This window comes from Caldisphaera sp. (assembly GCF_023256325.1).
Lineage (GTDB): Archaea > Thermoproteota > Thermoprotei_A > Sulfolobales > Acidilobaceae > Caldisphaera.
This window is the reverse complement of record NZ_JAGDXI010000016.1, coordinates 41,230-65,267: the sequence shown is the minus strand read 5'-3', so window position 1 is coordinate 65,267 and position 24,038 is coordinate 41,230. Positions and strand designations below refer to the sequence as shown.

Annotated in this window: 22 protein-coding genes and 2 tRNA genes; 9 read left to right on the top strand and 15 right to left on the bottom strand. The window is 32.1% G+C overall.

Features of this window, described 5'->3' with window-relative positions; genetic code table 11:
- Positions 1-38: 38 nt before the first annotated feature.
- A complete protein-coding gene (locus Q0C16_RS02725) occupies positions 39-329 on the top strand; it encodes a transcription elongation factor (RefSeq protein WP_292319506.1) in 291 nt (96 codons plus the stop codon).
- Between the two features lie 36 nt (positions 330-365).
- Here the strand turns inward: Q0C16_RS02725 and Q0C16_RS02720 are convergent, their stop codons facing one another.
- From Q0C16_RS02720 to Q0C16_RS02705, 4 genes are all read right to left on the bottom strand, one after another.
- Positions 366-1,082, bottom strand: a complete 717-nt coding sequence (locus tag Q0C16_RS02720) for a nucleotidyltransferase family protein (protein WP_292319505.1) — start codon at positions 1,080-1,082, stop codon at positions 366-368.
- Positions 1,083-1,099: 17 nt separating this feature from the next.
- Positions 1,100-1,171: transfer RNA gene (locus tag Q0C16_RS02715), tRNA-Phe, on the bottom strand.
- Between the two features lie 145 nt (positions 1,172-1,316).
- The gene (locus Q0C16_RS02710) at positions 1,317-1,733 is read right to left on the bottom strand and encodes a PIN domain-containing protein (RefSeq protein WP_292319504.1); all 417 of its coding nucleotides are present in this window, start codon (positions 1,731-1,733) and stop codon (positions 1,317-1,319) included.
- Positions 1,730-2,974, bottom strand: a complete 1,245-nt coding sequence (locus tag Q0C16_RS02705) for a translation initiation factor IF-2 subunit gamma (protein ID WP_292319503.1) — start codon at positions 2,972-2,974, stop codon at positions 1,730-1,732. The genes Q0C16_RS02710 and Q0C16_RS02705 overlap by 4 nt, the downstream gene beginning before the upstream one ends.
- Before the next feature lie 163 nt (positions 2,975-3,137).
- On the opposite strand from Q0C16_RS02705, the gene Q0C16_RS02700 reads away from it, so the two are divergent.
- The gene (locus Q0C16_RS02700) at positions 3,138-3,605 is read left to right on the top strand and encodes a peroxiredoxin (protein ID WP_292319502.1); all 468 of its coding nucleotides are present in this window, start codon (positions 3,138-3,140) and stop codon (positions 3,603-3,605) included.
- A 97-nt stretch (positions 3,606-3,702) separates the two neighbouring features.
- On the opposite strand, the gene Q0C16_RS02695 is transcribed toward Q0C16_RS02700, so the two are convergent.
- Both Q0C16_RS02695 and psmB read right to left on the bottom strand, forming a co-directional pair.
- On the bottom strand, positions 3,703-5,730 hold the full coding sequence (locus Q0C16_RS02695) for a beta-CASP ribonuclease aCPSF1 (protein WP_292319501.1): 2,028 nt from the start codon (positions 5,728-5,730) through the stop codon (positions 3,703-3,705).
- Positions 5,731-5,781: 51 nt separating this feature from the next.
- The gene (gene psmB / locus Q0C16_RS02690) at positions 5,782-6,411 is read right to left on the bottom strand and encodes an archaeal proteasome endopeptidase complex subunit beta (protein ID WP_292319500.1); all 630 of its coding nucleotides are present in this window, start codon (positions 6,409-6,411) and stop codon (positions 5,782-5,784) included.
- A 294-nt stretch (positions 6,412-6,705) separates the two neighbouring features.
- Here psmB and Q0C16_RS02685 point away from each other — a divergent pair, with 294 nt between their 5' ends.
- The 5 genes from Q0C16_RS02685 to Q0C16_RS02665 all read left to right on the top strand — a co-directional run bounded on the left by Q0C16_RS02685 (position 6,706) and on the right by Q0C16_RS02665 (position 10,912).
- Positions 6,706-7,908, top strand: a complete 1,203-nt coding sequence (locus Q0C16_RS02685) for an ethylbenzene dehydrogenase-related protein (protein ID WP_292319499.1) — start codon at positions 6,706-6,708, stop codon at positions 7,906-7,908.
- A gap of 70 nt (positions 7,909-7,978) precedes the next feature.
- On the top strand, positions 7,979-8,587 hold the full coding sequence (locus tag Q0C16_RS02680) for an arsenate reductase (azurin) small subunit (RefSeq protein WP_292319498.1): 609 nt from the start codon (positions 7,979-7,981) through the stop codon (positions 8,585-8,587).
- A gap of 8 nt (positions 8,588-8,595) precedes the next feature.
- A complete protein-coding gene (locus Q0C16_RS02675) occupies positions 8,596-9,972 on the top strand; it encodes a cytochrome bc complex cytochrome b subunit (RefSeq protein WP_292319497.1) in 1,377 nt (458 codons plus the stop codon).
- Complete coding sequence (locus tag Q0C16_RS02670) at positions 9,973-10,206, top strand: hypothetical protein (RefSeq protein ID WP_292319496.1); 234 nt, start codon at positions 9,973-9,975, stop codon at positions 10,204-10,206.
- Positions 10,187-10,912 (top strand): hypothetical protein, encoded by a 726-nt coding sequence (locus tag Q0C16_RS02665; protein ID WP_292319495.1) that lies wholly within the window; start codon positions 10,187-10,189, stop codon positions 10,910-10,912. The genes Q0C16_RS02670 and Q0C16_RS02665 overlap by 20 nt, the downstream gene beginning before the upstream one ends.
- Before the next feature lie 240 nt (positions 10,913-11,152).
- On the opposite strand, the gene Q0C16_RS02660 is transcribed toward Q0C16_RS02665, so the two are convergent.
- A complete protein-coding gene (locus Q0C16_RS02660) occupies positions 11,153-11,794 on the bottom strand; it encodes a hypothetical protein (RefSeq protein WP_292319494.1) in 642 nt (213 codons plus the stop codon).
- Positions 11,791-11,991 carry a twin-arginine translocase TatA/TatE family subunit gene (locus tag Q0C16_RS02655; protein WP_292319493.1) on the bottom strand — a complete coding sequence of 67 codons (201 nt, stop codon included), beginning with the start codon at positions 11,989-11,991 and terminating at the stop codon, positions 11,791-11,793. The genes Q0C16_RS02660 and Q0C16_RS02655 overlap by 4 nt, the downstream gene beginning before the upstream one ends.
- Before the next feature lie 243 nt (positions 11,992-12,234).
- Between Q0C16_RS02655 and Q0C16_RS02650 the strand changes: the two genes are divergently transcribed.
- Positions 12,235-13,032 (top strand): twin-arginine translocase subunit TatC, encoded by a 798-nt coding sequence (locus tag Q0C16_RS02650; RefSeq protein WP_292319492.1) that lies wholly within the window; start codon positions 12,235-12,237, stop codon positions 13,030-13,032.
- A gap of 53 nt (positions 13,033-13,085) precedes the next feature.
- Here the strand turns inward: Q0C16_RS02650 and Q0C16_RS02645 are convergent, their stop codons facing one another.
- Positions 13,086-14,144: an NAD(P)-dependent glycerol-1-phosphate dehydrogenase gene (locus Q0C16_RS02645; RefSeq protein WP_292319491.1), complete on the bottom strand. Its 1,059-nt coding sequence runs from the start codon at positions 14,142-14,144 to the stop codon at positions 13,086-13,088.
- A gap of 59 nt (positions 14,145-14,203) precedes the next feature.
- Positions 14,204-15,871, bottom strand: a complete 1,668-nt coding sequence (gene thsB, locus Q0C16_RS02640; RefSeq protein ID WP_292319490.1) for a thermosome subunit beta — start codon at positions 15,869-15,871, stop codon at positions 14,204-14,206.
- Positions 15,872-16,336: 465 nt separating this feature from the next.
- Here thsB and Q0C16_RS02635 point away from each other — a divergent pair, with 465 nt between their 5' ends.
- Positions 16,337-16,969, top strand: coding sequence for a DUF1122 family protein (locus Q0C16_RS02635; protein ID WP_292319489.1), 633 nt, complete (start codon positions 16,337-16,339; stop codon positions 16,967-16,969).
- Between the two features lie 36 nt (positions 16,970-17,005).
- Here Q0C16_RS02635 and Q0C16_RS02630 read toward each other — a convergent pair whose 3' ends face one another.
- From Q0C16_RS02630 to thsA, 5 genes are all read right to left on the bottom strand, one after another.
- Positions 17,006-17,617 (bottom strand): methyltransferase, encoded by a 612-nt coding sequence (locus Q0C16_RS02630; RefSeq protein ID WP_292319488.1) that lies wholly within the window; start codon positions 17,615-17,617, stop codon positions 17,006-17,008.
- A 113-nt stretch (positions 17,618-17,730) separates the two neighbouring features.
- On the bottom strand, positions 17,731-18,900 hold the full coding sequence (locus Q0C16_RS02625) for an MFS transporter (protein WP_292319487.1): 1,170 nt from the start codon (positions 18,898-18,900) through the stop codon (positions 17,731-17,733).
- Between the two features lie 318 nt (positions 18,901-19,218).
- Positions 19,219-19,293: transfer RNA gene (locus Q0C16_RS02620), tRNA-Glu, on the bottom strand.
- A gap of 94 nt (positions 19,294-19,387) precedes the next feature.
- Positions 19,388-22,216 carry a DEAD/DEAH box helicase gene (locus tag Q0C16_RS02615; protein WP_292319486.1) on the bottom strand — a complete coding sequence of 943 codons (2,829 nt, stop codon included), beginning with the start codon at positions 22,214-22,216 and terminating at the stop codon, positions 19,388-19,390.
- 127 nt (positions 22,217-22,343) lie between these two features.
- Positions 22,344-24,023: a thermosome subunit alpha gene (gene thsA, locus Q0C16_RS02610; protein WP_292319485.1), complete on the bottom strand. Its 1,680-nt coding sequence runs from the start codon at positions 24,021-24,023 to the stop codon at positions 22,344-22,346.
- Between the last annotated feature and the right edge of the window lie 15 nt (positions 24,024-24,038).

The window sequence follows — 24,038 nt, the reverse complement described above, 5'->3', positions numbered from 1 at the left end:
AAAATCATAGGGCAACAGAGGAAACTGGTGTGTAGAATATGATGTTCTGTCCTAAATGTGGAGGAGTAATGATACCCATAAAAAAGAATGGAAAGGTAATATTAAGATGCACAAAATGTGGTTATGAAATGGAAGCTCCATCAAACACTGTAAATGAATATAAGACAGTATCAAAAACGGCAGAAAAAGAGAAAGTATTAACAACAAAGACCATTGGTCAAGAACAAAATGTAGATAGCGAAGAAAGTAAAGAAGAACTAGAACAGGCTAAAGAAGATTATTATGAGTTGGTTTTAGACCAAATGGGAGAATATGGAGATCAAATATAGAGCTTTCAAAAATTCCTATAATTTATACTTTAATATTTATAACATTTTAAACAAACCCCCCATACGAGTTATTTCATCAGATACTTCCTCCAAATCCTTGTGAGTATCTATACTTCTCCAATAATACTTAGGTATTTCAAATTTCACTGCAACCATTTTACCTTCAGATGAAAGCTTTGGGAAGGTTGTCATCTCTATATCCCCTTTATCTGGTAGATATTCCATTATTTCAGGTTTGAACGCATAAATCCCTGCATTAATCCAATAATCATAAAGTATTGGTTTTTCCTTAAACCCTTTAACAAATCCATTACTATCTATATCTAATACGCCATAGGGGCTCCTTAATGGAACAACTGCCATAGCTGCTATAATTTTTCCTTTTAACGATGCCAATAAAATATTTGGATCTATGTTTGTAATGATATCTCCATTTGTAACTAAAAATTTTTCATGATTTTTATATATATGGCCTGCCTTTTTTAATGCACCACCAGTACCTAAAGGCTCATCTTCAATTACATAGGAAATAGATACTCCATATTTAGAACCGCTTCCTAACTCTTCTATAAGTTTTTCTTTATGATAACCTGCTAAAAGGGCTATTTCATCTATACCATAATGCTTTAGCCATTCTAGCTGATAAACTATTACAGGTTTATCGTTAATAGGAACTAATGGTTTAGGTTTATCTAAAGTGAGCGGTCTTAACCTCTTACCATATCCACCAGCTAATATTAAAGCAAGGCTCATTTTATTCACCTAGAATTTGCCGCCGCGGGGATTTGAACCCCGGACCGCCCGGTCTTCAGCCGGGCGCTCTCCCGCTGAGCTACGGCGGCACCCTTTTACCTATAACAATTTAGAAAATATAAAAATATCTCACCTACCTATATTAGGATATACTTAATAATGGAGAATCATAACTTTTACATTTTTTGTTAAACTAATTATACATTATCAATTACAATGAATTCTAAATAACAACTAAGATTCTCTCCATTCTACTTCAAGTATCGATTTAGAATTTCTATAATATATAGTAGGTATCCCAACAATTCTTAACCTACTCCTAAGCTCTTTATCATTTGTTGCAACATAAACTGTTTCTCCTTTATTTTTTAGTTCTAACGAAGCATGGAAAATAGAGTCATCTGCATCAATTTCTGTAGTATTGATTATTTGAATTTTACCAGTATTAATTATGCTAAGCCCAAAATTAATTTCCCTATATATTTTTTTGTTTTTGTTTAAATCGGCTATTTTTTTAAGCTCTTCTACTACACTACTTGTTGTAATCATTTCAACTTTTTGTTCTAATATATCATAGAACATTGATAATGTAATGATCCCTTGGCCAAGCATAATTATAATATTAGAATCCAGCATTACCTTGGGGTTCACCTGTTCACTAGCCCCCAACCTATTAATCTCCACCTTCCAGCTATTCTTCTACTTATTGCAACTCTTAGTCCTTTCCATGCAACAACAGGCCTTTTTAATTTAACAGAAGCCGTTTCTTTATTAAAAGAACTAACTGTTCCTATAGTTAAACTTGCGCCAACCGCCAGCATTAAGACTTCATTTTTAGTTAAAGGATCAACCTTGATTTCCTCCTTTGATCCAACAACATTCTTAAACAAATGATACTCAAACTCTAAATCACTAATTGCCGGAGGTATTAAACCTGGTTTGCCTACTATATTACCAACTAGGTTATCTGATTTAGTTAAAGTAGGATCAAGCTTTGTGCCTATAGCAACTAAACCACCTGGTTTTGCTTCCTCTACTTCATACTTTCCAAACCTTAGGCTTGTAATTTCAGTTGTTATAGGCTCATATTTTCCTTCATTCCCCAATTGCAAACCAGGACTTATTTCTATTTCATCACCTACTTTAAATTTACCTTGTATTATTGAGCCCCCAATTATTCCTCCCACTAAATCTTCTGGCTTCGTGCCTGGTCTATTAACATCAAAGCTCCTTACTACAAACATTAGTGGATTACTATTTTCATCCCTTTTCGGAGTTGGTATATACTTTTCTATTGCTGCTAACAAAGCATCGATATTAACTCTCTTAAGAGAGCTTACTGGAATTATTGGTGCATTTTCTGCCCATGTATTATGTAAAAACTTTTTAATTTCATTATAGCTTTCTTTAGCTCTCTCTGGAGATACAACATCAATTTTATTTTGAACTACTACAAGATTTCTTATACCCAAAATATCAAGTGCTAAAAAATGCTCTAATGTTTGCGGTTGAGGTGCATTTTCATTTGCAGCTATAACTAACAAGGCTCCATCCATTAATGCCGCACCTGATAGCATTGTGGCCATTAATATTTCATGACCGGGAGCATCAACATATGATATTCTTCTCACTAACTTTGGTTTTGAGCCAGGAGAGCACTCACATACTGGCTCAGGGGAATACTTTTCTGGAAATCCACAATCTGAGCATTCCCAAACTTCTCCATCTGCAAATCCTAGTTTTATTGTCATTCCTCTCTTAATTTCTTCACTATGTCTCATAGTCCATGTTCCTGTTAAAGCCTGAACAAGAGTTGTCTTCCCATGATCTACATGACCTACAATACCAATGTTAACGTTGGGTTGCATATTTTCTAATGTTGTTTCTGACATATTATTTATCCCTAACCATTTATGCTAAGATAAAAGTTTAAAAACAATATATGAAAAGTCAATTTCAAATTTTTATAATGCTATTAGTTTTTGTTATTTATATCTATATTTAAAATCTCTAAAATTAAATTTTTACTTAGAAATGTATAGCAGGTGAAAATTTATGGTATTAAAAGTAGGAGAAAAAGCTCCCGATTTCGAGCTAATATCAAATGATGGTGAAAAGGTAAGACTATCAAATTTTAAAGGAAAGTTTGTTATTTTATATTTTTATCCAAGAGCTATGACAGCAGGCTGTACAAGAGAGGGATTAAGATTCAATGAATTGCTAGATGATATAAAAAAGCTTAATGCAGAGGTTTTAGGAATTTCTTCAGATAGTGTTGAAAAAATTAAGAAGTTTGCAGAAAGATATGATTTTAAGTTTAAATTACTTAGCGATAGTAATGGAGAAGTTATAGAATTATACGACGTTAAAAAGAAAGAATCATCTAATCTAACTGCTGAAAGAACCACATTCATTATTGATCCTAATGGAGTAATTGTTAAGGTTTTCCAAAACGTGAGACCTGCGGAAAAACATGCTGATCTATCATTAGCAGAACTTAAAAAACTCGTTAACCAAGGTTGATCTTTTTACTACTTTTGTCGTTAAGGTAATTCCTTAAATATATCCTAATAGAGGAACAGGGCATATCTAAGAGAATTTAAATTTAAAATATTATATTTTAACTTCCTGTCTGTAAGTAATTTAGCATTGAATGAAGTTTTACATTCCTAGGAAATACTCTTACAGCCTCCAAGTTTTCTGGGTAAATAACTTCTGGCATTGATTCGAATCCCAATTTATCCCACTTCTGTTTAATTAAAATTCCAAAAGATATTGTTTGACTTGGCTCTCCGTGATTCAAAATTATCACTCTAGGCTTAGGCGTTAACCCTCTTAAAAATCCTTGAAGTTCACTTCTATTAGCGTGTCCAGAAAATCCCTCAATTCTTTGTACTTCTAGATTCACCTTAATTGTTTTTAGTTGGTTCCCATCCATCATTTGTATTTCCTTTTCCCCTTCTACAATCTTCCTTCCAAGAGTTCCTGATGCCTGATAACTAACAAATACTAATGCATTGTTTTGATTATCAGCTAAATTCTTAAAGTACTCCAAGATTGGCCCTCCTGTCATCATACCGCTCGTTGAAATTATTATTGCAGGTCCTTGGCTAAATATAGCTTCGTCTCTTTTACTAGAATCGTTAACGAATATCATATTAGGTCCTATAAAGGGATTATTATCGTTATGTAATATTTCATCTCTTATAGGTTTGGCCAATAATTCCGGATAAGAAGTATAAATAGCAGTTACTTCGTATATTAACCCATCAATGTATATTGGCATCTCAGGAATCTTTTTATCTTGTAATGCCTTATTTATTAAAACCATCATATCTTGGGCTCTTCCTACTGCCATAACTGGTATTAAAATTTTTCCCTTTCTCTCATAAACTTTTTTAATTAATTCAAATAATTGTGTTTCTGCCTCTTCTCTTGTTGCTGTTTCTGTAGCTCCGTAAGTAGTTTCCATAATTAAGGCCTCTACTCTATGAAATTCTGTATTTGCAGGAGGTTGTAACCTTGTAGTATTTAATTCCTCTTTGGCTTTATAATATTTTATATCACCTGTGTAAAGTATGTTAAAAAGACCTTGTCCAATGTGTATGTGAGTCAACGCGGAACCTAAAATATGACCTGCATCCGAAAATGTTAGCTTTGCATCAGGTGATAGATCTGTTACAACATTATAATTAACCGTTATAGTTCTTGTTAACATAGTATTTATATCTTTCATAGTAAATGGAGGCTCTTTTCCTTCTTTAACAAACAAATCTATAAAATCCTTTAACATTAAAACTGTTATATCTCTTGTAGGAGGAGTCATATATGAAGGTCCACGATACCCATACTTGTATAATATTGGAAGCAACCCCATATGATCCATGTGAGCATGAGATATAACTATTGCGTCTAAGTCTTCTAATCTAAATTCAGGTGCATCGAAGTGAGGATATGCATCTGTTGAATAACCGCTTTGAGCAAATCCTGCATCCAAAAGTATTTTGCTTTCACCTGTATCAAGCAATATTGATGATCTACCCACTTCTCCAAAACTTCCTAGGCCTATAATCCTTATATTCTTAGGACCTACTATCATTTCCCTATAAATTCTCTCTCCTATTTCTCTTAAAGCTTTTCTCCTTTCTGACGATGCCCTTATATATAACTCCAAAACTGATGCCAAAGTTTTACTAACTAATGGAGACTTTCTTTGAACTTCTAATCTCCAACCAGTATTTGCCAATACCTGGTTTCTAAAAGGTTTTCCTTTTCCAAGAAGCTTACCGGGTTTATCAGCAAATACTCTAACTTCCCCTAAAACTTCATCAAATTGTATATCACTTGGTGTAATTCCTGCTTCTTCAGGTGTATTTTCCATTATGTATTGAATTGTTGCCTCTCTTGGTTTTCTAGCTTTAGGGTCAGTTCTTATAACCATTCTTTTCCTTAACTGTTTTGCTAATTCTCTTATCTTCTCTTCACCTTCTAAAATCCATTGGGGATTTTTGACATAAACTGCGATTTCTGGTCCTTCAAAATCTATACTTGATATCTCCGCATCCCTTACGTTCTTTAAAATTTCACTAACTATCATCGACCTAAGCTTTTGCCCTGATATTAATCTTTCTTGGCCAGATTCTTCCAAATTAAATCACCGGGATAAATAAAATTTTGTTAAAATCTTTTTCTTATCCTTTTAAGAAAGGAGTTGCTGGAGAGGTATAAAACTTTCTCTTATTCCCTTAGAGGTTATTGCAATTACATCTACACCATCTCCAGTAGCAGAATCTCTCATAATAGCTACTTTAACTGCTCTTGCGGCTAAATTCATAGCTTCATCTATGCTCATATCTTGTCTATAATCCCTCTCAAGCACTCCCAAAGCTACTGGAGAGCCTGAGCCTGTGGAAGTCATCTTCTCTTCAGTAATGCTTCCAAAGTAGTCTAAATTATATAGCCTAGGCTCCGTATCATAGCCACCAATTATTAATTGAACCAAATATGGATAATATTTTGTTGAAAATAAGACATTAGCTAATAAAGTTGCCATGCCTTTAATTGTTAATTTCCTTTTATTAGTTGTTTCATATAATCTTGCTTCTTCTCTTATTGCATCTGCAAGCATTTGAGCATCTGCAACTAAACCTGCTATAGTCATTGCTGCATAATCCGTTATCTTAACTATTTTCTTAACAGTTCTGCTAGCTATTAAAGTACCAGCGGTGGCTCTTTTATCTGCAGCCAAAATTACTGCATCCTTAGTTATAAATCCTACTGTTGTTGTTCCATGGAAAGCCTTCAACGATTTTTCTTTATCGAAGGGCATCAAATTATTTTCACCAAAAATCTTAGGATTTGTACAAGTTTTAATTTTTATGTTAGATAAAATACCAACTAATTATTATCTTAAGAACATCAATTCAAATTATGTTTAGAAATGCTTTCTATTACTAAATAGTTATTTATAAACTTTAATATTATAAAAATATATATTAGGTATATTTTAAAGATTATACATTTTAATTAAGTTTTATATAAACTATAGGAGTTTTTTGATTTTTTAGAACGATTAGTTATATTTTTAAACTATTTTTCATTAATTAAATTACTAGTGAGAACTATGCTTTCGAGAGGAAAAGCAAAAAGGATTATCTTGATTTTTGTTGTGCTTTCTATATCTATAATTGCTATAGGTATAATGCATGGAAATGTAAATATTTCTAAAGCCCAATCAAGCAGTGCCCTACCTCAAATCATTGCATATAAAATAACTGGATCTGCCAACTTGAAAAATCCAGGAAGCGAAAGCTTTTGGTCTTCAATACCGTGGACTGTTATTCCATTATCTGCAAACGTACCTGGCGGAGGCCATACATCTCAGATAATGGTAAAAGCGGCATGGAATGGAACATATCTTTTTGTATTATTAACATGGAATGTTACAAAGCCAAGCCATCACCTTTCTAGCGTATTTTCGTTAGGAGGAGGGCCTTTTGGCTATCCACCTTTATGGTATAACACTTCTTCAGGCACATATGTAGTAGCTCCGCCTAGAGTTGATGAAGAAACTATTGTAAAGAGCTATTATGTAAATTCAACATATTATAGTCAAGATAGAGTAGCTATGATGTGGTACCTGGGAGGCCAAAGTGGAACACCAAATGATTGTATGGTTGTTGGCGCAAGTAATGGTGGTGCTCTAGCCGCGGGAGGGGCAGCAAATATATGGGATTTCATGATGGGAGCAACATGGAATGGAACACAGCTGGTTAGCCCTGCTCTAAACATGCCTCCGGTTCCAGAATATGTTTATTACAATTGGTGGAATCATAACGTTACATTTACAGGAGTAAATTATCAAGCTCCTCCAACAGGTTTTGCTTTAAACCTTTATACTAATGCATCAAACCTATATGAAGTTGGGTTAGGAACTGGATTATTCTATACAGATGTAGATACTAACCATACAGATCCTTATGATGTATTAGCAGGGGCTTACAATACTTCTCATACATGGGTCGTTGAAATGGCAAGACAAATGGGATCAGTCCCAGGAGCTGGACCATATGAAGTTAACTTAACTCCTGGTTCGACATATGATGTTGCATTTGCAGTTTGGCAGGGGTATCTTGGAGAAAATGCATTTATTAAATCAATATCAACATTTGTTCCTTTAGTAATAAGCAATTCATCTCCTACATCATCTACAACTTCTCCAACAACAACTCCAGTTAATACCACATTACTATATACAGAAGTTTCGGCTATAGTGATAATAGTTGTAGCTTCAGCAATCTTATACTTTGCACTCAAAAAGGGGTGAATTAAAATAAGACTAGACTTTTATTTATTACCCCTAAAAAATTATAATTCAAGAATAAGAGGTGAATTATATGGTAAAAAAGGATGATGAAAAAATAGATATAGGCAAAAGGAACTTTTTAAAATTCTTGCTTGCAGCAGGCACAGTAGTAGCAGTAGGTGGCGCATTAGAACCTGTTTTCAAATATGCTCTAAGTTATGAGCAAGAAGGCCTCACAAGTTTTCCAAAGATTAAAGTAGCAAATATTAACGATTTACAAGTTAATTCACCTATAACTTTTAATTATCCACTAGAAAATGAACCAAATTATTTGGTTAAGCTTGGTCAACCAGCTCAAGGAGGAATAGGACCAAACAGCGATATAGTTGCTTTCAGTGCTATATGCGAACACATGGGTTGTATTTATCATTTCGAAACATCCCTTTCACCTTATGGCGGTCCAAATGTACCTGGAGGACATTGTCCATGCCATGGAAGTCTTTATGATTATCTAGAAAAGGCAAAGGTTGTAGGTGGACCGGCACCATGCCCAGTCCCAATGGTCCAACTTGTTTTGGACAGTTCGACTGGAGATATTTATGCAGTAGGCATGAACCCCCCAACAATTTACGATCATGGCACACCTTGTGGAACTGATGTTAGTGCAGACTTAACTGGAGGAACTCCAGTTAGTGGGTGAAAGAGAAAATGCAAAAAGATAAACAAGGATTTTGGGATAAAGTGTTTGAGAGGTTTGGAATAAAAAATATAGACGAAATACTTAGGCCAATACCAGAATTCTCTTTTAGACCTGATTATTGGTTAGGCGCTCTCTTAGTTGTAGGATTTGTAATGCAAGGCATTACGGGATTTTTATTGCTACTAAATTATGTACCTACAACAGCAAACGCTTATAGCTCAACATTTGATATAATCAATAAATTACCTTTTGGAAGCCTTTTGCTAAATTTCCATTTATATGATGCATATGCAATAATATTTTTGGCATTTGTCCATATGTTCAGAAACTTTTGGCAAGGAACATATAAAAAACCAAGAGAAGGAATGTGGATTGTAGGAGTTATATTAGGCCTTATAACTCTAGGTTTTGGCTTTACAGGCTATTTATTACCATGGACTGTTCTTTCTAAATCCGCAACAGATGTAGGTATAGGACTTTTAAGTTATTTACCATCATGGATGACTTCATGGCTACATACTTTATTGGTGGGAAATGGAACTGATGCAGAAGAGTTGCAAAGATTTTTTGACATACACGTAATACTTCTTCCAATCCTTCTAGTAGTATTCTTAGGACTTAAATTGTTCATGTTTGAAGCTCACGGAATGAGCAAACCCCCAAAAAAAGGTGCAGTCACCGAAGAAAAAAATGATAGAAGCGGAATATCATGGTGGCCAAGGGGAGTTGAATATTTACTAGCTTTATCATTATTTTATATATCTGTAATAGTTATAATAGCAAGCGTTTTCCCGATACCTTTAGGACCTCAATATTCTCCGCAAGCTGCTGCCCAATATACTCCAGAACCGGATTGGTATTTCTTGTGGATGTATCAAATAATAAAACAATCCATATTTGGAGGAAGTAATATTGTTTACGGAATCTATTTGATAGGTTTATTATTTTTGATCTTATTAATAGTACCATTTATTGATAGAAGCCCTATGAGACATCCGTCTGACAGGCCAATTATATTTACACTTGGAATGATGGTTGTATCTACATTAGCTTTCTTTACAATATGGGCATACTTAACTCCTGGTTTAACAATTCCGTTTATACAAACAGTTGAATTTCTATTGCCAATGTATGCTATAGAGGCATTGGTAGCCTATTTCGCGACAAAATCTAAAAAGACAAAAATTTTAGGTAAAAATGTAACACAGCCAAATAAGCCTAATTCCACAGTAGCGATAATTGCATTATTCTTGACAATAGCCGGCGGAGCCTTATCAATAAGTTTAATATTTGAAAGGAACGTTATGTGGGGAGCTACGCTTTTACTTGGTTTCACTTTTATGATAATAGAAATAATGAGAAGGAGCCGTATGGAGGTGCAATAAATGAAAACTAATACTAGGATTGCATTAATATACATAGGATTTTTATTATTAATTGTATCTATAGCAGTAAGCATCTTTGGCATAGTTATTTCTCCATCAGTCCCTACAAGCAGCGATCCTTATGGATACAGATTTGATGGAATATTTTTAGGAATGATCCTATTAACTCTTGCAATAATGTTTGCATTTTATTACAAATATGAGGAAATAGCTCATGAAACCTTATCTAAATAAGATCAATATAATATTTTTTTCTATTATAATTGTAGCTTATTTATTACAATTAATATCAATACAAATTTTTGTAAGACTTGAGCCTTACTTTATGGGAGCATTTAAAGTGCCATATATTATTAATGAAGCATTAGCAAAGATTGCTTACATATCTAGGGTTTTAATTGAACTGATAGTGGTATTGGCTGCTATCTACTTCATATTTATGAAAGAAAAACTGATATCTATTTTTTCAATATTTTATGTACTTTTTATGATAATACCTGCAATCATTATATCGTTTTCACAAAGTATTTATTTAAGTTATATAACAAGCCCTTTGGGATTATTATTTATTTCTATATCAGTTCTAATTCCTCCATTAATGATGCTACTTTCCATTTATAACTACAGAAACTACGTTCAACTATTATTAAAAACTTTATTTGGTTTATCCATGTTACTATCTTCTTTGTTTTTTGTATTAACCTTTTTATCTAATATGCTGTTTATATATCCGCCAATAAATTTATACCCATTATCTCTATACCTTTTTTCTATAGGATTTTTTGTACTTGCTTACTTCGAAATTAAAAACTCTGGTAAATATAAAATTTTAATAGCATCTATAATATCTATTTTGATTGTGTTTCCCTTAACATATTATTCTTTAACTAATACCTTATTTAAATATGTATTCAATATGTCAATGCAAACATCTTTATGAATAGCTGTTCCATTACCTTGGTTTAGTCCATTATCTTTTATAATAATTTTATCCCTTTTCTTAGGACTTTTCAACATCAAGAAAGACATTAATTTGTTTTTTATACCAATATCTCTTTTAGGCGTATTTACAAGCGCTTATCTAATGACAGACACCATGTATATAATGTTAATTTATTTATTTACAACAATGTTTCTAATATCTTCATTAAACGAAAAATAAGATAAAAAAGAAGGATCGCTATGTACACGCTCTAACATTTTTTAACATTTTATCAGCATCTTCACCAATTATTTCTTTAATTTCTTTTATTTTTTCATTTGCCTTTTCTTTGTTTTCAATCAAAAAATAATATTCTGCTTGAGTTGCTATAACTGCTGCAGCCTGATCTTTAAATCCATACTTTAAAAATATACTTTTTGCTTCCTCTAAATACTTTAAAACGTCATTAGTATTATTACTTTCTATCAATATTTTAGATCTAAACAATAATGCATATGCTTTAGATTCTTCATCTATATTTTCAAGTTTTTTAATAAAACTGTTTGCCTCATTAAATCTTTTTGTTGCTATAAATGCATTGATTAAATTAATGTAAGTTGCTTTTAATAACATAGGATTATCTCCATTCTTTAATATCTGCCAAGATTTGAGAAGAGAATTTATGGCTAATGCAAATTTACCTAAATTTATCATTATTGCTCCTTGATTAATTAATGATTTAACAAGCAACAATCTTGATTCTTCATTTACTTCCTTCATATTTAAAATATAATTAGATGCCTCAATAAATTTATTTGCAGCTTGAATTAACAGACCTCGATTCATAAGTGAAATGCCGTCTTCAAATAATTTTTTGCTTAAATCTAATTCACTACTCATGAATTTTCCTCCGTTTTTTTATCTTTTTCTGTTTTTAATCCTTCTTTTAGTTCCTTTTCAACTTCCATTTGACCTTTCTTAAATTCGCCAACAGCTCTTCCAAGAGCTCTGGCAATTTCTGGTATTTTAGTGGCACCCCCAAATAATATAGCTATAACAACTATAACTATTATCCAATTTATCAAGCTATCTAACATGTTTTACACCTTCCTAGACTATATCTACATTTAGAAGAGTTAAATGTTTATAAATTTTTGTAAAAGGAATTCCATTTCAATTTATAACTTACTTTATTACATCTGAAAAGTTAGGTTTTTATTATTTGTAAGCATTGTTTATTAATTAGCTTTAAAGCATAGAAAAGGAGTATAAAATAGTAACAAGTTAAATTGTACAGCAGTATTATTAAACTTAAGAACTTAGATAATCCTGGGAGATCTATGCAAAACAATCAATCAAGTTCAATATTAAAAGAATACTCAAAATATGTAAATGAATTAATAAGAAGGCTTTTAATCCCTTTTATATTATTTATAGTTCTGCTATTATTTATAATGTTTTTTAAATTTAATCGTATAGATTTCAAAGGATTATATATTTATTATCCTTATCCTTCATTAGTAAATAGCACAAGCGTTTATATTTTTAAAAAAATTAGAGAATTCATGCTGCCAAAAGGTATGATTTTAATATCTATAAACGCTTTTGATCCTTTAATAAGTAGTTTATATACTTCTTCTCTAATATCTTCAATTTTAAGCTCACCATTATGGATATATGAAATATATGCATTTCTTTTTCCAGCACTGACTCCAAAAGAAAGAAGTGCAATAAAGAAGTTTATTGTTCCATCAATTATTCTATTTCTAACAGGGGCATTGTTTGCTTATTTCATTGTATTGCCAGCTTTATTCAAATTCATGTATTACCTTAACCTGGGTGAAGGCGTAGTACCTAGCTTAAGCATAAGAGCTTTTATGTCGACAGTTTTATCATTCGTTATTATGCTAGGCTTATCATTCGAATACCCTATAGTTATTGTTGCCCTAACATATATCGGGTTTGCTGATTATAAAACGTGGTTAAAATATTGGAGATACGCGGTTGCTCTATCTTTTATAATAGCGTTAATTATATCACCTGGAGCGACAGGAGGCATAATAGAAACTATAATAGGACTTACGTTAAGTGGATTATATTTTCTAGGAGTATTAATCTCCAAATATATTAAAAGATAGTTTTTTATTAAATCAAAACATTATAAAAAGCTTTACCTATAAAAAATCCTGAGTTATCTAATTACGAGAGTACTCTTAGCAAGTTCTTCTGCAGCTTTTTCATTTAAACCGCTATCGCCCAAAATCGTATATCTCTCAGGTCTAATACTCACGGCTTTTGTTAGTGCTTTTAATATTTCATCTTCTGTTACACCTAATTCTTTAGCATTAGTAGGAGCTCCAACAGTTTTTAATAACTCCCTAATTTTTTTCCAATCTTTTCCATACAAATATGACATCATTATTGTACCGACGCCAACGGCTTCTCCATGTAATGGTGGATTCTTACTTACCATTTCTAATGCATGCGCGAAAAGATGTTCTGACCCACTAGCAGGTCTAGAGCTTCCTGCAATACACATAGCAACTCCACTGCTAACCAATGCTTCAGATAGAACTCTTATTCCCTCCTTATTCCCGAGACCTATTTCTTTGGAATATATGCTCACATGTTTAGCACTCATTAATGCTAAGCTTGCTGCGTATTCTCCATAATATTCCCCTTTTAATTTGTGGGCTAAACGCCAATCTAATACGGACGTATATTTTCCTATCAAATCACCGAATCCTGCAGCATTATGCCTTTTTGGGGCATCCATTATAACATTTATATCTATTAATATTAACTTTGGCGGTTTAGCTGGTTTAGAATGGAATCTGTCAAAACCTCTTAAAGTGACAAAAGGACTAGTTATACCATCGTGACTCGCTGCTGTTGGAACGCTTATAAAGTTTTTATCAAGGCTCATGGCAACATATTTTGTTAAATCTATACTTCTCCCACCACCTAAACCTAATAATATGTCAAAATTATCCTTCGAGACCTCATCAGATAACGATTTAGCATAATCAACGGTTGGTGCACTAGTTATCATATATGATACTGAAAATCCTTTATCTTCAAGACTTTCCTTAACTTTGCTATAATATTTTCTATAAACGTTTGGCCCTGTGAAAATTAAAACAGATTTTCCTTTATTAAATAGCTCAAATACTTGGTTTCCAATATTATCTAAAACATTTTCTCCGATAATAATTCTTTGAGGCAAATCTATTGGATGACCACTAATCATTCCTTTAACCCAAAGAATAAATATAGCACAGAAATAAAAAATAGATTAGAAAATTAGGTCTAATCGCTGCTAGATTCTTTACCAGATTCTTCTTCTGATGATTTACCGCTGGGTCCTTTTCCTCCAGCTCCCCCGCTCTTTTTAGCTGCAATCATGTCGTCTATCCTCAATATCAGGCTTGCAGCATCCGTTCCTGCCTTTAATGCATTAGCCTTAACTCTCATTGGTTCAATAACTCCTTTATTCCACATATCTACTATGTTTCCTGTTTCTATATCAATTCCATACCATTTCTTTGAATCATCTGAATGAGCGCTTCTTAATTTCATTAATATATCTATTGGATCATGACCGGCATTAAATGCTATAGTTTGTGGTAATGCTTCTAATGACTTTATAAATGATTCAACAGCTATTTGTGTTTTACCTGGTACGCCTTTAGACCATTCTCTTAACTCTTTTGCTATTTCTTCTTCAACAGCTCCTCCTCCAGCAACTATTTTATTATCAACTACAGCATCAGCTACAGCACTTAATGCATCATGAATTGCTCTATCAGCTTCTTCAACTAATCTTTCAAATCCACCGCGTATTAATATTGTTACGCTCTTTGGATTCTTTGCACCCTCTACAAATATCATCTTGTCTTCTCCTATTTTCTTCTCTTCAACATTTTCTGCAAACCCTAAATCTTCTGGCTTTAAATCATCTAGGTTAGTAACTATTCTTGCACCAGTTGCTTTAGCAAGCTTTTCTATGTCACTTCTCTTTACTCTCCTAGCTGCTAATATCCCTTTCTTTGCCAAGAAATGTTGAGCAACATCATCAATACCTTTTTGTGTTATTACAACGTTAGCTCCAGTTGCAGCTATTTTCTCAACTTTTTCTGATAACATTTTTTCTTGTTTATCCAATAGTTTCTTCATCGATTCAGGCGATGATAAGCTAATTTCCATATCTAATTCAGGTTTCTCAATTTCCAATGATGCATCTAATAACGCTATTTTTGCATTTTTAACACGCTTTGGCATATCTGGATGAACGACTTCTTTATCAATAACTATACCATAAATTAATTGTGTATCTAGTAAACTACCTCCATATTTTTTAACTATTTGTATGTTGTTTATATCTGCAACATACTTGTTTCCTCTTTGTTCTGTAATTGCCCTAACAGCTTCTACCGCTATGTTAGCAAAGTGCTCTCTGGCTTCAGAAACCGCTTTACTGTTTAAACTTGTCTTAGCAACTAACAACAATTTTTCTTTATCATCTAAGCTAACAGGTTCAGATATCTTTTCTAATATTTCAATAGCTTTTTGTAATGCCTGCTTATAACCATTAATAATTATTGTTGGATGTATATTCTTTTCTAATAGGTTTTCTGCTTCCTTTAAAAGTTCTCCTGCAAAAATAACAGAAGTTTTAGTTCCATCTCCAGCTTCTTCATCTTGACCTTTGGCTACTTGAACTAGCATTTTACCAGCTGGGTGCTGTAAATCCATCTTATCTAAAATTGTAGCACCGTCATTTGTAATTGTTACATCTCCTAGACTATCAACAAGCATTTTATCCATTCCTTTAGGACCATAAGTTGTCTTTAAAATTTCTGAAATAGCCCTTGCTGCCATTAAGTTATTTCTAACAGCTTCCTTACCATAAGATCTCTCAGTACCTTCTTTTAATATTATAACAGGTACTCCCATGTTTTCAATAGGCATCGACATATACTTTCACCCTATCTAATCAACTGCCGAGATTCTTATGTGAGCGAGCTTCTATATAAACTTTTCTATAGTAGGTAACATAAAAAGTATTGTAAATGCTATTTTCTTTTAAGTTTTCATAATTAAAAAAGTTATTTTAAAAATTTAACAATAAATTAATAAATTAAAAACAAATAATAATAAACTTTACTTTTGTGTCTTAATAAATAAGAAATAAAATTGGTTTAAGAAATGAGGCATATTTTATTGAGAAAAATTACTAATTGTTAACCCCCCAGTTAACAATTAATTTATTATTAAAACAAAATATATTTTATTTATAGATCTTATCACATATTTATATACAAAAGATATAAATTATTTATACTTAAGGTGTCTTTTCCTGATATTCCAGAAAAACTTACCATCCTTTTTATTAACACTTTTTTATAAAGTCTCTTTTTTTATGATAAGTACGAGATCAAATTGAAAAAAGATTTTATTAGCAAACTAAAAGAAGGATTTAAAATTGAGGATTATGAGATAAGATCAGGCAAAATTTTGAATGGTAGATTTAAAGAGGAAAAGAATCTATTATTGATATTTAAATATAATAAAGAAGAAATTAGTTTACTAAAAATGAAAATATTTCTAGGAAGGCCACCTTACTATAAACCTTGGGTGAAAGTTTTTGATATACCAAATAAAATAAAAGTTGAAGGACTCTATATAGATTTTTATGATAGCAAAATGGAAAGTAAAATATTAGAATTTCTATCTGAAAATTTAGAGCCTGGCGATAAGCTGTTCGTTGAATATACAAATGATGAAAAAACTTTAAAAGAATTAAGCTTAGGTATAATACCTGTTTTAACGCGGCTTGGTTTTAAGTTATTTAATTTAGGATTTTTTTGGTTAAAGGATTGGTATTATCCAGAGGGATTTATGGAAGGCGGACCAAAAATACAGGCAGAAAAAGTTGATTCAAGCACAGAAATAAATAAACAACTAAATTCTATATACAATGAAATTATTAGTTTCAAATACAAACAAATCAATAAAGAATTGCAATGCAGAATCGAGTTAATTCTAAAATATATAGAGAAAAACCTCCATTAGTTTTTAAATTACAGGCCTTTAGCTAATATTAAAAGATTAGATTTTACTCCAGAAATTTACCTCAAGCCTTTCCATAAAAGTATTTTCCTCAATTAATTTTATCCTATTATAATTGAACTTTTTAAGGCATTTATTTTGATCGAACCTTGATAAACTAGATCTTAAAATCAGTATGTTTTCTGATATTGTTGATGCGATACAAACTTTTTTATGATTTCTACCTTCTTGCCAAGTCTTTATAATCCAACTATCTCTTTTTATTTTGTCATTTGATGGTAAGTAAGGAGGATTTACAATAGATAGATCATATTTTCCTTTCAAACAAGAAGTTCCATTACATCTAATAACAAGAGAACTTACCCCCTCTTCTTCCATTGTTTTTTTGGCATCAACAACTGCATATGGAGATATATCTGTTGAAATCAATATCCTAGGATTAAATATTCTTTGTGCTGCTACAGATAGGATTCCAGACCCTGTTCCAATATCTATGATTCTGTTAAACGAATATCCTTTATCCTTAAGTATAAGCATTGCTTTTATAATCAAAAAGCTATCATCTGATGGTATATAAACTCTTTTATCGCCAACAATTTTTATATTGCCAATATCTGTTGAAATGATTAATAATTTTTTATTATTTATCATGATAGTTCATCATTTTTATTTCTATTATATTTAATAAAGATCCGCCTTTTAAACTTATAAAAATCTTTTAAATCACCTCTAAAAAGCTTTTTCTTGAAAAATTTGATAAAAATTTACGCGATTAACAGCATTAAAGCAGATATTATAGTAGTTATTATAGGTATTGTAATAAAAACTTCTTTCCCTAAAGTAAAAGCTATTCCTACCAATAAAGAGCCGGTTAATGTACCTAATTCCCTAAGAGTATAGTAAATATGAGATCCGTAACCACTTGAGTTTTCTGAAAATATATTATACAAAGCAATATCAATTACGCTAAATAAAACGGAAGATATTGCTATATATGCTATTAAGTTTAAAGTATTATTTACAAAGGACAATATTGAGACAAGCCAAATACCTCTAGCAATTATCGAAAACAATGCTACCTTTTTATTGTTCGTATTTGAAAACATTGAAAATAGAATTAACGATAAGCTTATTATTATAGCTGTTATTCCATAAGATAACCATAATAAACTTAAGCTTACATCTGATTTTATAAGTAACGGAAGTATAGTAAAAATATAGTCTCCTGTAAAGGTAGCGAAGAACATAGATAACGAAATCATTTTTGTTGACACTCTCTTATATGATATAAAGCCTTGTTTTACAGCGTTTGGTAAGGAATTTATGCTATCATATGCCAAATATGAAAGTATTTTTATATGATCTGTTATCGAATTGAAATCTTGAGAAAACGAATGCAAAATCCTTTCTACTTTGAGGTTTACCTTTGGTAATGATAGAAATGTGAGTAAACCTACTGCTACTGAAAAATATATAATATAATCAAATGGAATAACATCATATATAAAATAAAAAGATAATAGACCAAGACCTCTAATTAAATAGAAGGAAAATTTTTGAAGTTCTATGTAATATTTCCACTTATCGCTGCTTTTTATTTCAAAAATTGTTGTTGAAATGGCTAAATTTGATGATGCGACACCTAATGCATGAAACATATAAGCAATAGCTAAAAACGTAAGATTATGAAAAGAAAAGAGAATGCCCGTTACCATAATAGAAAGGAATGATATCACAATTAAAAACTTATTGTTACCTTTATCAGATACTTTACCCAAGAATAGGTTTGATATAATAAATACCGCACTCCACATAGCACTTATTAATCCATATTGAAAAGGAGTTACATTGGTCTTATAACCAATATATGAGTATATTCCTATGTCTAGAGACGATAGTAAAGCCATGAATAGCATCGCTATTGCGAACCACATTATTTTTCCCTTTATAGGCTAATAGGTTCAAAATAGATAAGGGGAAAAACTCTAGTTAACCACAAAAATCTTAAATGCTATAAAAACTTCTAGATTATGTTTAATTTATGTTATATTTTCTGCACTAATTTAACTAAATTATTACGTAATGTTTGTGTTTAGAACTAGCGAATTTTAACTTGTGATAAAAAACTAAACGGCACATAGTTATCTTTTCTATTATGATTAAAACTATAGTAACTTAATTGATCTCTTAATTTTCCAATCTGGATATAATTTATATTTATAATATTCGTTTATTCGAATCAAATAGTTTTATGCCGCGGCCGGGATTTGAACCCGGGTCACGGGCTCGAGAGGCCCGCATACTGGACCGGACTATACTACCGCGGCACCAAAATCATATATAAAATTAGGTTTTATAAAGTTGTGCTTAAGAATAGTTGAAATATTACTTTTGCCAATACAGCAGAGAGCTTTATAGCTATTACTGATCCCAGTATTTTTTATATGATATATATTCTTCTTTTGCTTTAAGCAAGGCCTTATAGAACTCTTTATCTCCTCCTTTCATATATGCCTCTATAACCCTTCTCGCGGCTCTAGGTCCCACACCTTGAGTCATTAAAGCTTCTATAATATATCTTCCCAAATTTTGCGATGCATAATTTATATAAAGAGCCGCCCTGTCTTTAATCTCATCTATAATTTTCTTTTGATCTTTGTTTAATTTCTTTATTTCCCCCTTCTTCCACTGCCTAAAAATACTTATTGCATTTTTACCCCAGTCAGTGCTTGGCATAGGTGCTACCATCATGCTTTTACATTTAGGGCATCTAATAACATCGCCTAGGTCTTTTACCTTGCTTTCCCAAGTTTCACTGCAAGTAATGCAAACAAATAATGCTTCCCTGTTTAAAGCATTTTTTCTAAGTCCTTGAATAATATAATCTATTGCGAGGGATTTTAGATTTGTAGCCAAGTCCTTTCTTAAATATGGGTTAGACAAAACTTCCTTAGCTAATGGGCTTGGTTCTTTAAGTTTTACAACATTTACATCTCTATAGTCATCTTTAAATTTCATCAAAGAATCTATATCAAACTTATCGTAAATAATCTCTCTAATAGTTTCCTCATCCACAACAGTGTTTCTATAAGCCTCTATCATTTTTTTACCTAATTCTAAAGGTATTTTTATATCAGTATCTACCACTCCAAGCCTTTTAGCTACTTGCAAAAATCTTGATATGTAAACTATAGAGCTTTTAACAGCATCTTGAGACAAAATCATTATTTCTGGAGCATCCATTTTTTTGAGCTCATATAATGCCTCCTTTACCAAATTCCCAGAAACACCAGTTGGAGAGGTAAAGATAATTGCATATGGTATATAATCTATCTGGACTTTAATATACTTTTCAATAATCTTTGATAAAATTAATGCTAATAAAAAATTTCCCTTACTTCCTAAACACGTATATAAAATAGAACTTCCATTTACTTCCTCAACAACTAAGTTTTGAGGAGTTAATTCAGCATTCCAAACATTTCTTGTATTGTTTAAAACATTGATCAACCTAAAAATAGCATCTTCAGGTACTTTCCTCTTTTTTAATAAAGATTCTAATTCTTTCCCATCTATCATTCCTAGGCTAATTAAAGAGCAGACTTCTCTAGAAACGCTGTAAGAGACTGGTATTAATTCTCCTTCCCATACTGGTATTGCACCCTCATTTATTGCAACCGGTTTTGCCTCTACTTTCTCTTCTTCATAATCTATTGTAACTACTTCCCATACTTTACCAGCTAATGTAAACCTGAAGTTTTCTTTCCCTTCTTCTAAAACAGCTGTTTCTATAAACCTCTCACTTATTTCTCCAACTCTTGAGTTTGATGATATATCATATACCTTAAAGCTTACTTCATCAGGTATCATGGAAACGCTATATAAATACTTCCTTGTTCTTTTAGATTGATAAATTGTTCCAGTTTCTTCATCGAATTTTATTATTCTAACATTATTTAAATGATTAAGCACTCTTTGCACATCTTCATATGTTATTTTTGAAAAGGGATAGGCCCTTTTAGCTATTTCTAAAGACGTATTTATATTATCAGAAGTCCCCTCAACAGCCATTGCCACTAATTGATGTGCTAAGGCATCAATTGAATTTTTTGGTGGAATCAAATCCTCAAGTTCACCTTTTTCAGACCTTAATGCTATTACACCTGATTCAAGTATTTCAAATAGGTTATCCATAGTAATTATAATCCCTTTACTTATATCGCCTATTCTATGACCAGATCTACCAGTTCTTTGAAGCATAACTATTACTTGTCTGGGTGACATAAATTGTATAACCGTATCTATTTTACCTATATCTATTCCTAATTCCATTGATGCAGTTGAGACTAAAGCCTTTATTTCACCTTCTCTAAACATCTTTTCTGCCCTTTCCCTAACATCTCTAGAAAGACTTCCATGGTGAACTCCAACATTTCCTAAGGTTTTTGATAATTCTGTTGAGAGCTTTTCTGCAACAGACCTTGTATTTGTAAAAACTAAGACAGACCCTTTATTATCCTTTATTATTTTTGATATGCTCTTAACTATGTTATCCCATTGATCTTCACTACCATTAACCCTTATTGATATATCATATTTCTTTGTAGAATAGTCTTCAACAATTTCTACTTTTCTATTATAAGCCAATAAATTAGCCGCCTCCTTTTTTGATTTTTCAGACAAGGTTGCTGACAGTCCTATCCTTTGTATTCTGTTTTTAGAGATTTCATCAAGTCTTTCCAGAATTAATGATAATTCAACCCCCCTTTTATTATCTAATAACTCTTGGAGTTCATCAACAATAACATAAGAAATATTTTCCCATATACTTCTCTTATTTTTTATAGTTAAAAGCAAGTTTAAACTCTCAGGTGTAGTTACCATTAAATCTGGAGGACTTTCTAAAAACTTTTTTCTTTGAGATTGCGTAGTATCTCCATGCCTTAAAAATACTGTCAAACCTACTCCAGAAACTATTTTTTCTATTCTATAAGATATATCTCTATTCAAAGCCCTTAAAGGAGTTATATATATTGCTTTTATTCCATCTTCTTTTTTCTTGCTTAAAATTGAAGAAATTACAGGCAAAAATGCTGCCTCAGTTTTTCCGGAACCAGTTGGAGATATTATTAATGCATGACTACCACTTAAAACAACAGGTATAGCTTTTTCCTGTATCGGTAAAAGCTTTTTATAACCCAAGCTGTTTATAACGTCTTTAAGCATTGGGTTTAGCAGTTCAATAGACATTATTTGTTCTAACCCCTTATCCTAGTTTATCGCTCAAACAAATACAATACAACCAAAAAATAATTAAGCTTTGTAAAGTTTATTAAAAGATAAAGCAAAAATATTTTTATAAAAATAAAAAATTAGATTACATACCCATGCCGCCAGGCATTCCAGAGGGCATGCCTGAAGATCCTTCTCCTCCTTGACCAGGTTTAGATTCTGATTTTGGTGCTGAAGCGGCAATTAAGTCGTCTATCTTCATTAAAGATATTGCAGCCTCTGATGCACTCTTTATTACTTGTTTCTTAACTAGTATTGGTTCATATATGTTATACTTTGTTACATCGTCAACAACTTTTCCATCAACCGCATTTATGCCAGCAAACTTCAAGTTCTTATCATGATGAGACCTTAGCTCCATTAATGCATCTAATGGATCCATTCCACTGCTTTCAGCAAGCACTGTAGGTATGACTTCTAGCGCGTCTGCAAATGCCTCAATAGCTAGTTGCTCTTTACCTCCAATAGTTCTTGCATAACTCCTTACAGCCATTGCTATTTCTGTCTCAGTAGCTCCTCCTCCTCCAACTATCTTTGGTTCCCTTAGTATGTTCCTAAGAGAATGCAATGCATCGTTTAAGTTCCTCTCAGCCTCGTCTAATAGCATATCATTAGCTCCTCTTAATAATATTGTAACGCTCTTTGGATTCTTTGCACCTTCTATGAATATCATCTTATCGTTCCCTACTTTTCTTTCCTCAACTAATGCTGCATAGCCTAAGCTCTCAGGCTTTAGGTCTTTAATGCTTGTTACAATCTTTGCACCTGTTGCTTTAGCGATTTTTTCTATGTCACTTCTCTTTACTCTCCTAGCTGCTAATATCCCTTTCTTTGCCAAGAAATGTTGAGCAACATCATCAATACCTTTTTGTGTTATGATAACATTTGCTCCAGTTGCAGCTATTTGATCTACCATTTCTCTTAATATTTTTGTTTCTTCTTCTAAGAAATTATCAAGCTGGTCAACATCTGTTACCCTTATCTTTGTTGATATATCTGGTTTCTGTATTTCTAATGCTGCATCTAATACTGCTATCTTAGCATCTTCTATCCTCTTTGGCATGCCAGGATGAACAACTTCTTTATCTATAACAATTCCTTTAATAAGAGAAGTGTCCATTAAGCTTTCTCCTTTCTTCTTCTCTATCTTAACGTTATCTAAATCAACGTAATATGATCCATCTTCTCTTTTTTCAGCAACTGTCTTAATTGCATCCACAACTATGTTTATTATTTTGTCTTTTTCAGGCCCTTGACCTGTGTATTTGCTAGATATTGTAGTATCAACTATTTTCCTTAGAGTGCTCTCATCCTCAACGTCTATATTTCTACCTATAGTGTTTAAAACCTCTAATGCCTTGTTCATAGCCTTTGTATAACCATCAATAATTATTGATGGATGTATATTATCATCTAATAGTTTTTCTGCCTTCTCTAACAAGCTACCAGCTAATACAACAACGCTTGTAGTTCCATCTCCTACTTCACTGTCTTGGGCTTTTGCTATTTCCACTAATAGCTTTGCTGCTGGGTGCTGTATTTCCATTTCTTTTACTATTGTAGCACCATCATTTGTAATAGTTATATCTCCAAAAGAATCGATCAACATCTTATCTAGTCCGCGAGGACCTAGGCTTGTCTTTAATAGTTCCGATAAAACCTTAGCCGCTAATATATTGTTTTTTAATGCTTCCCTACCATAAGATCTTTGAGTACCTTCTTTAAGTATTAATACAGGTATATTGCTTCCTGAACCACTTGCCATATTTATCACCTATTC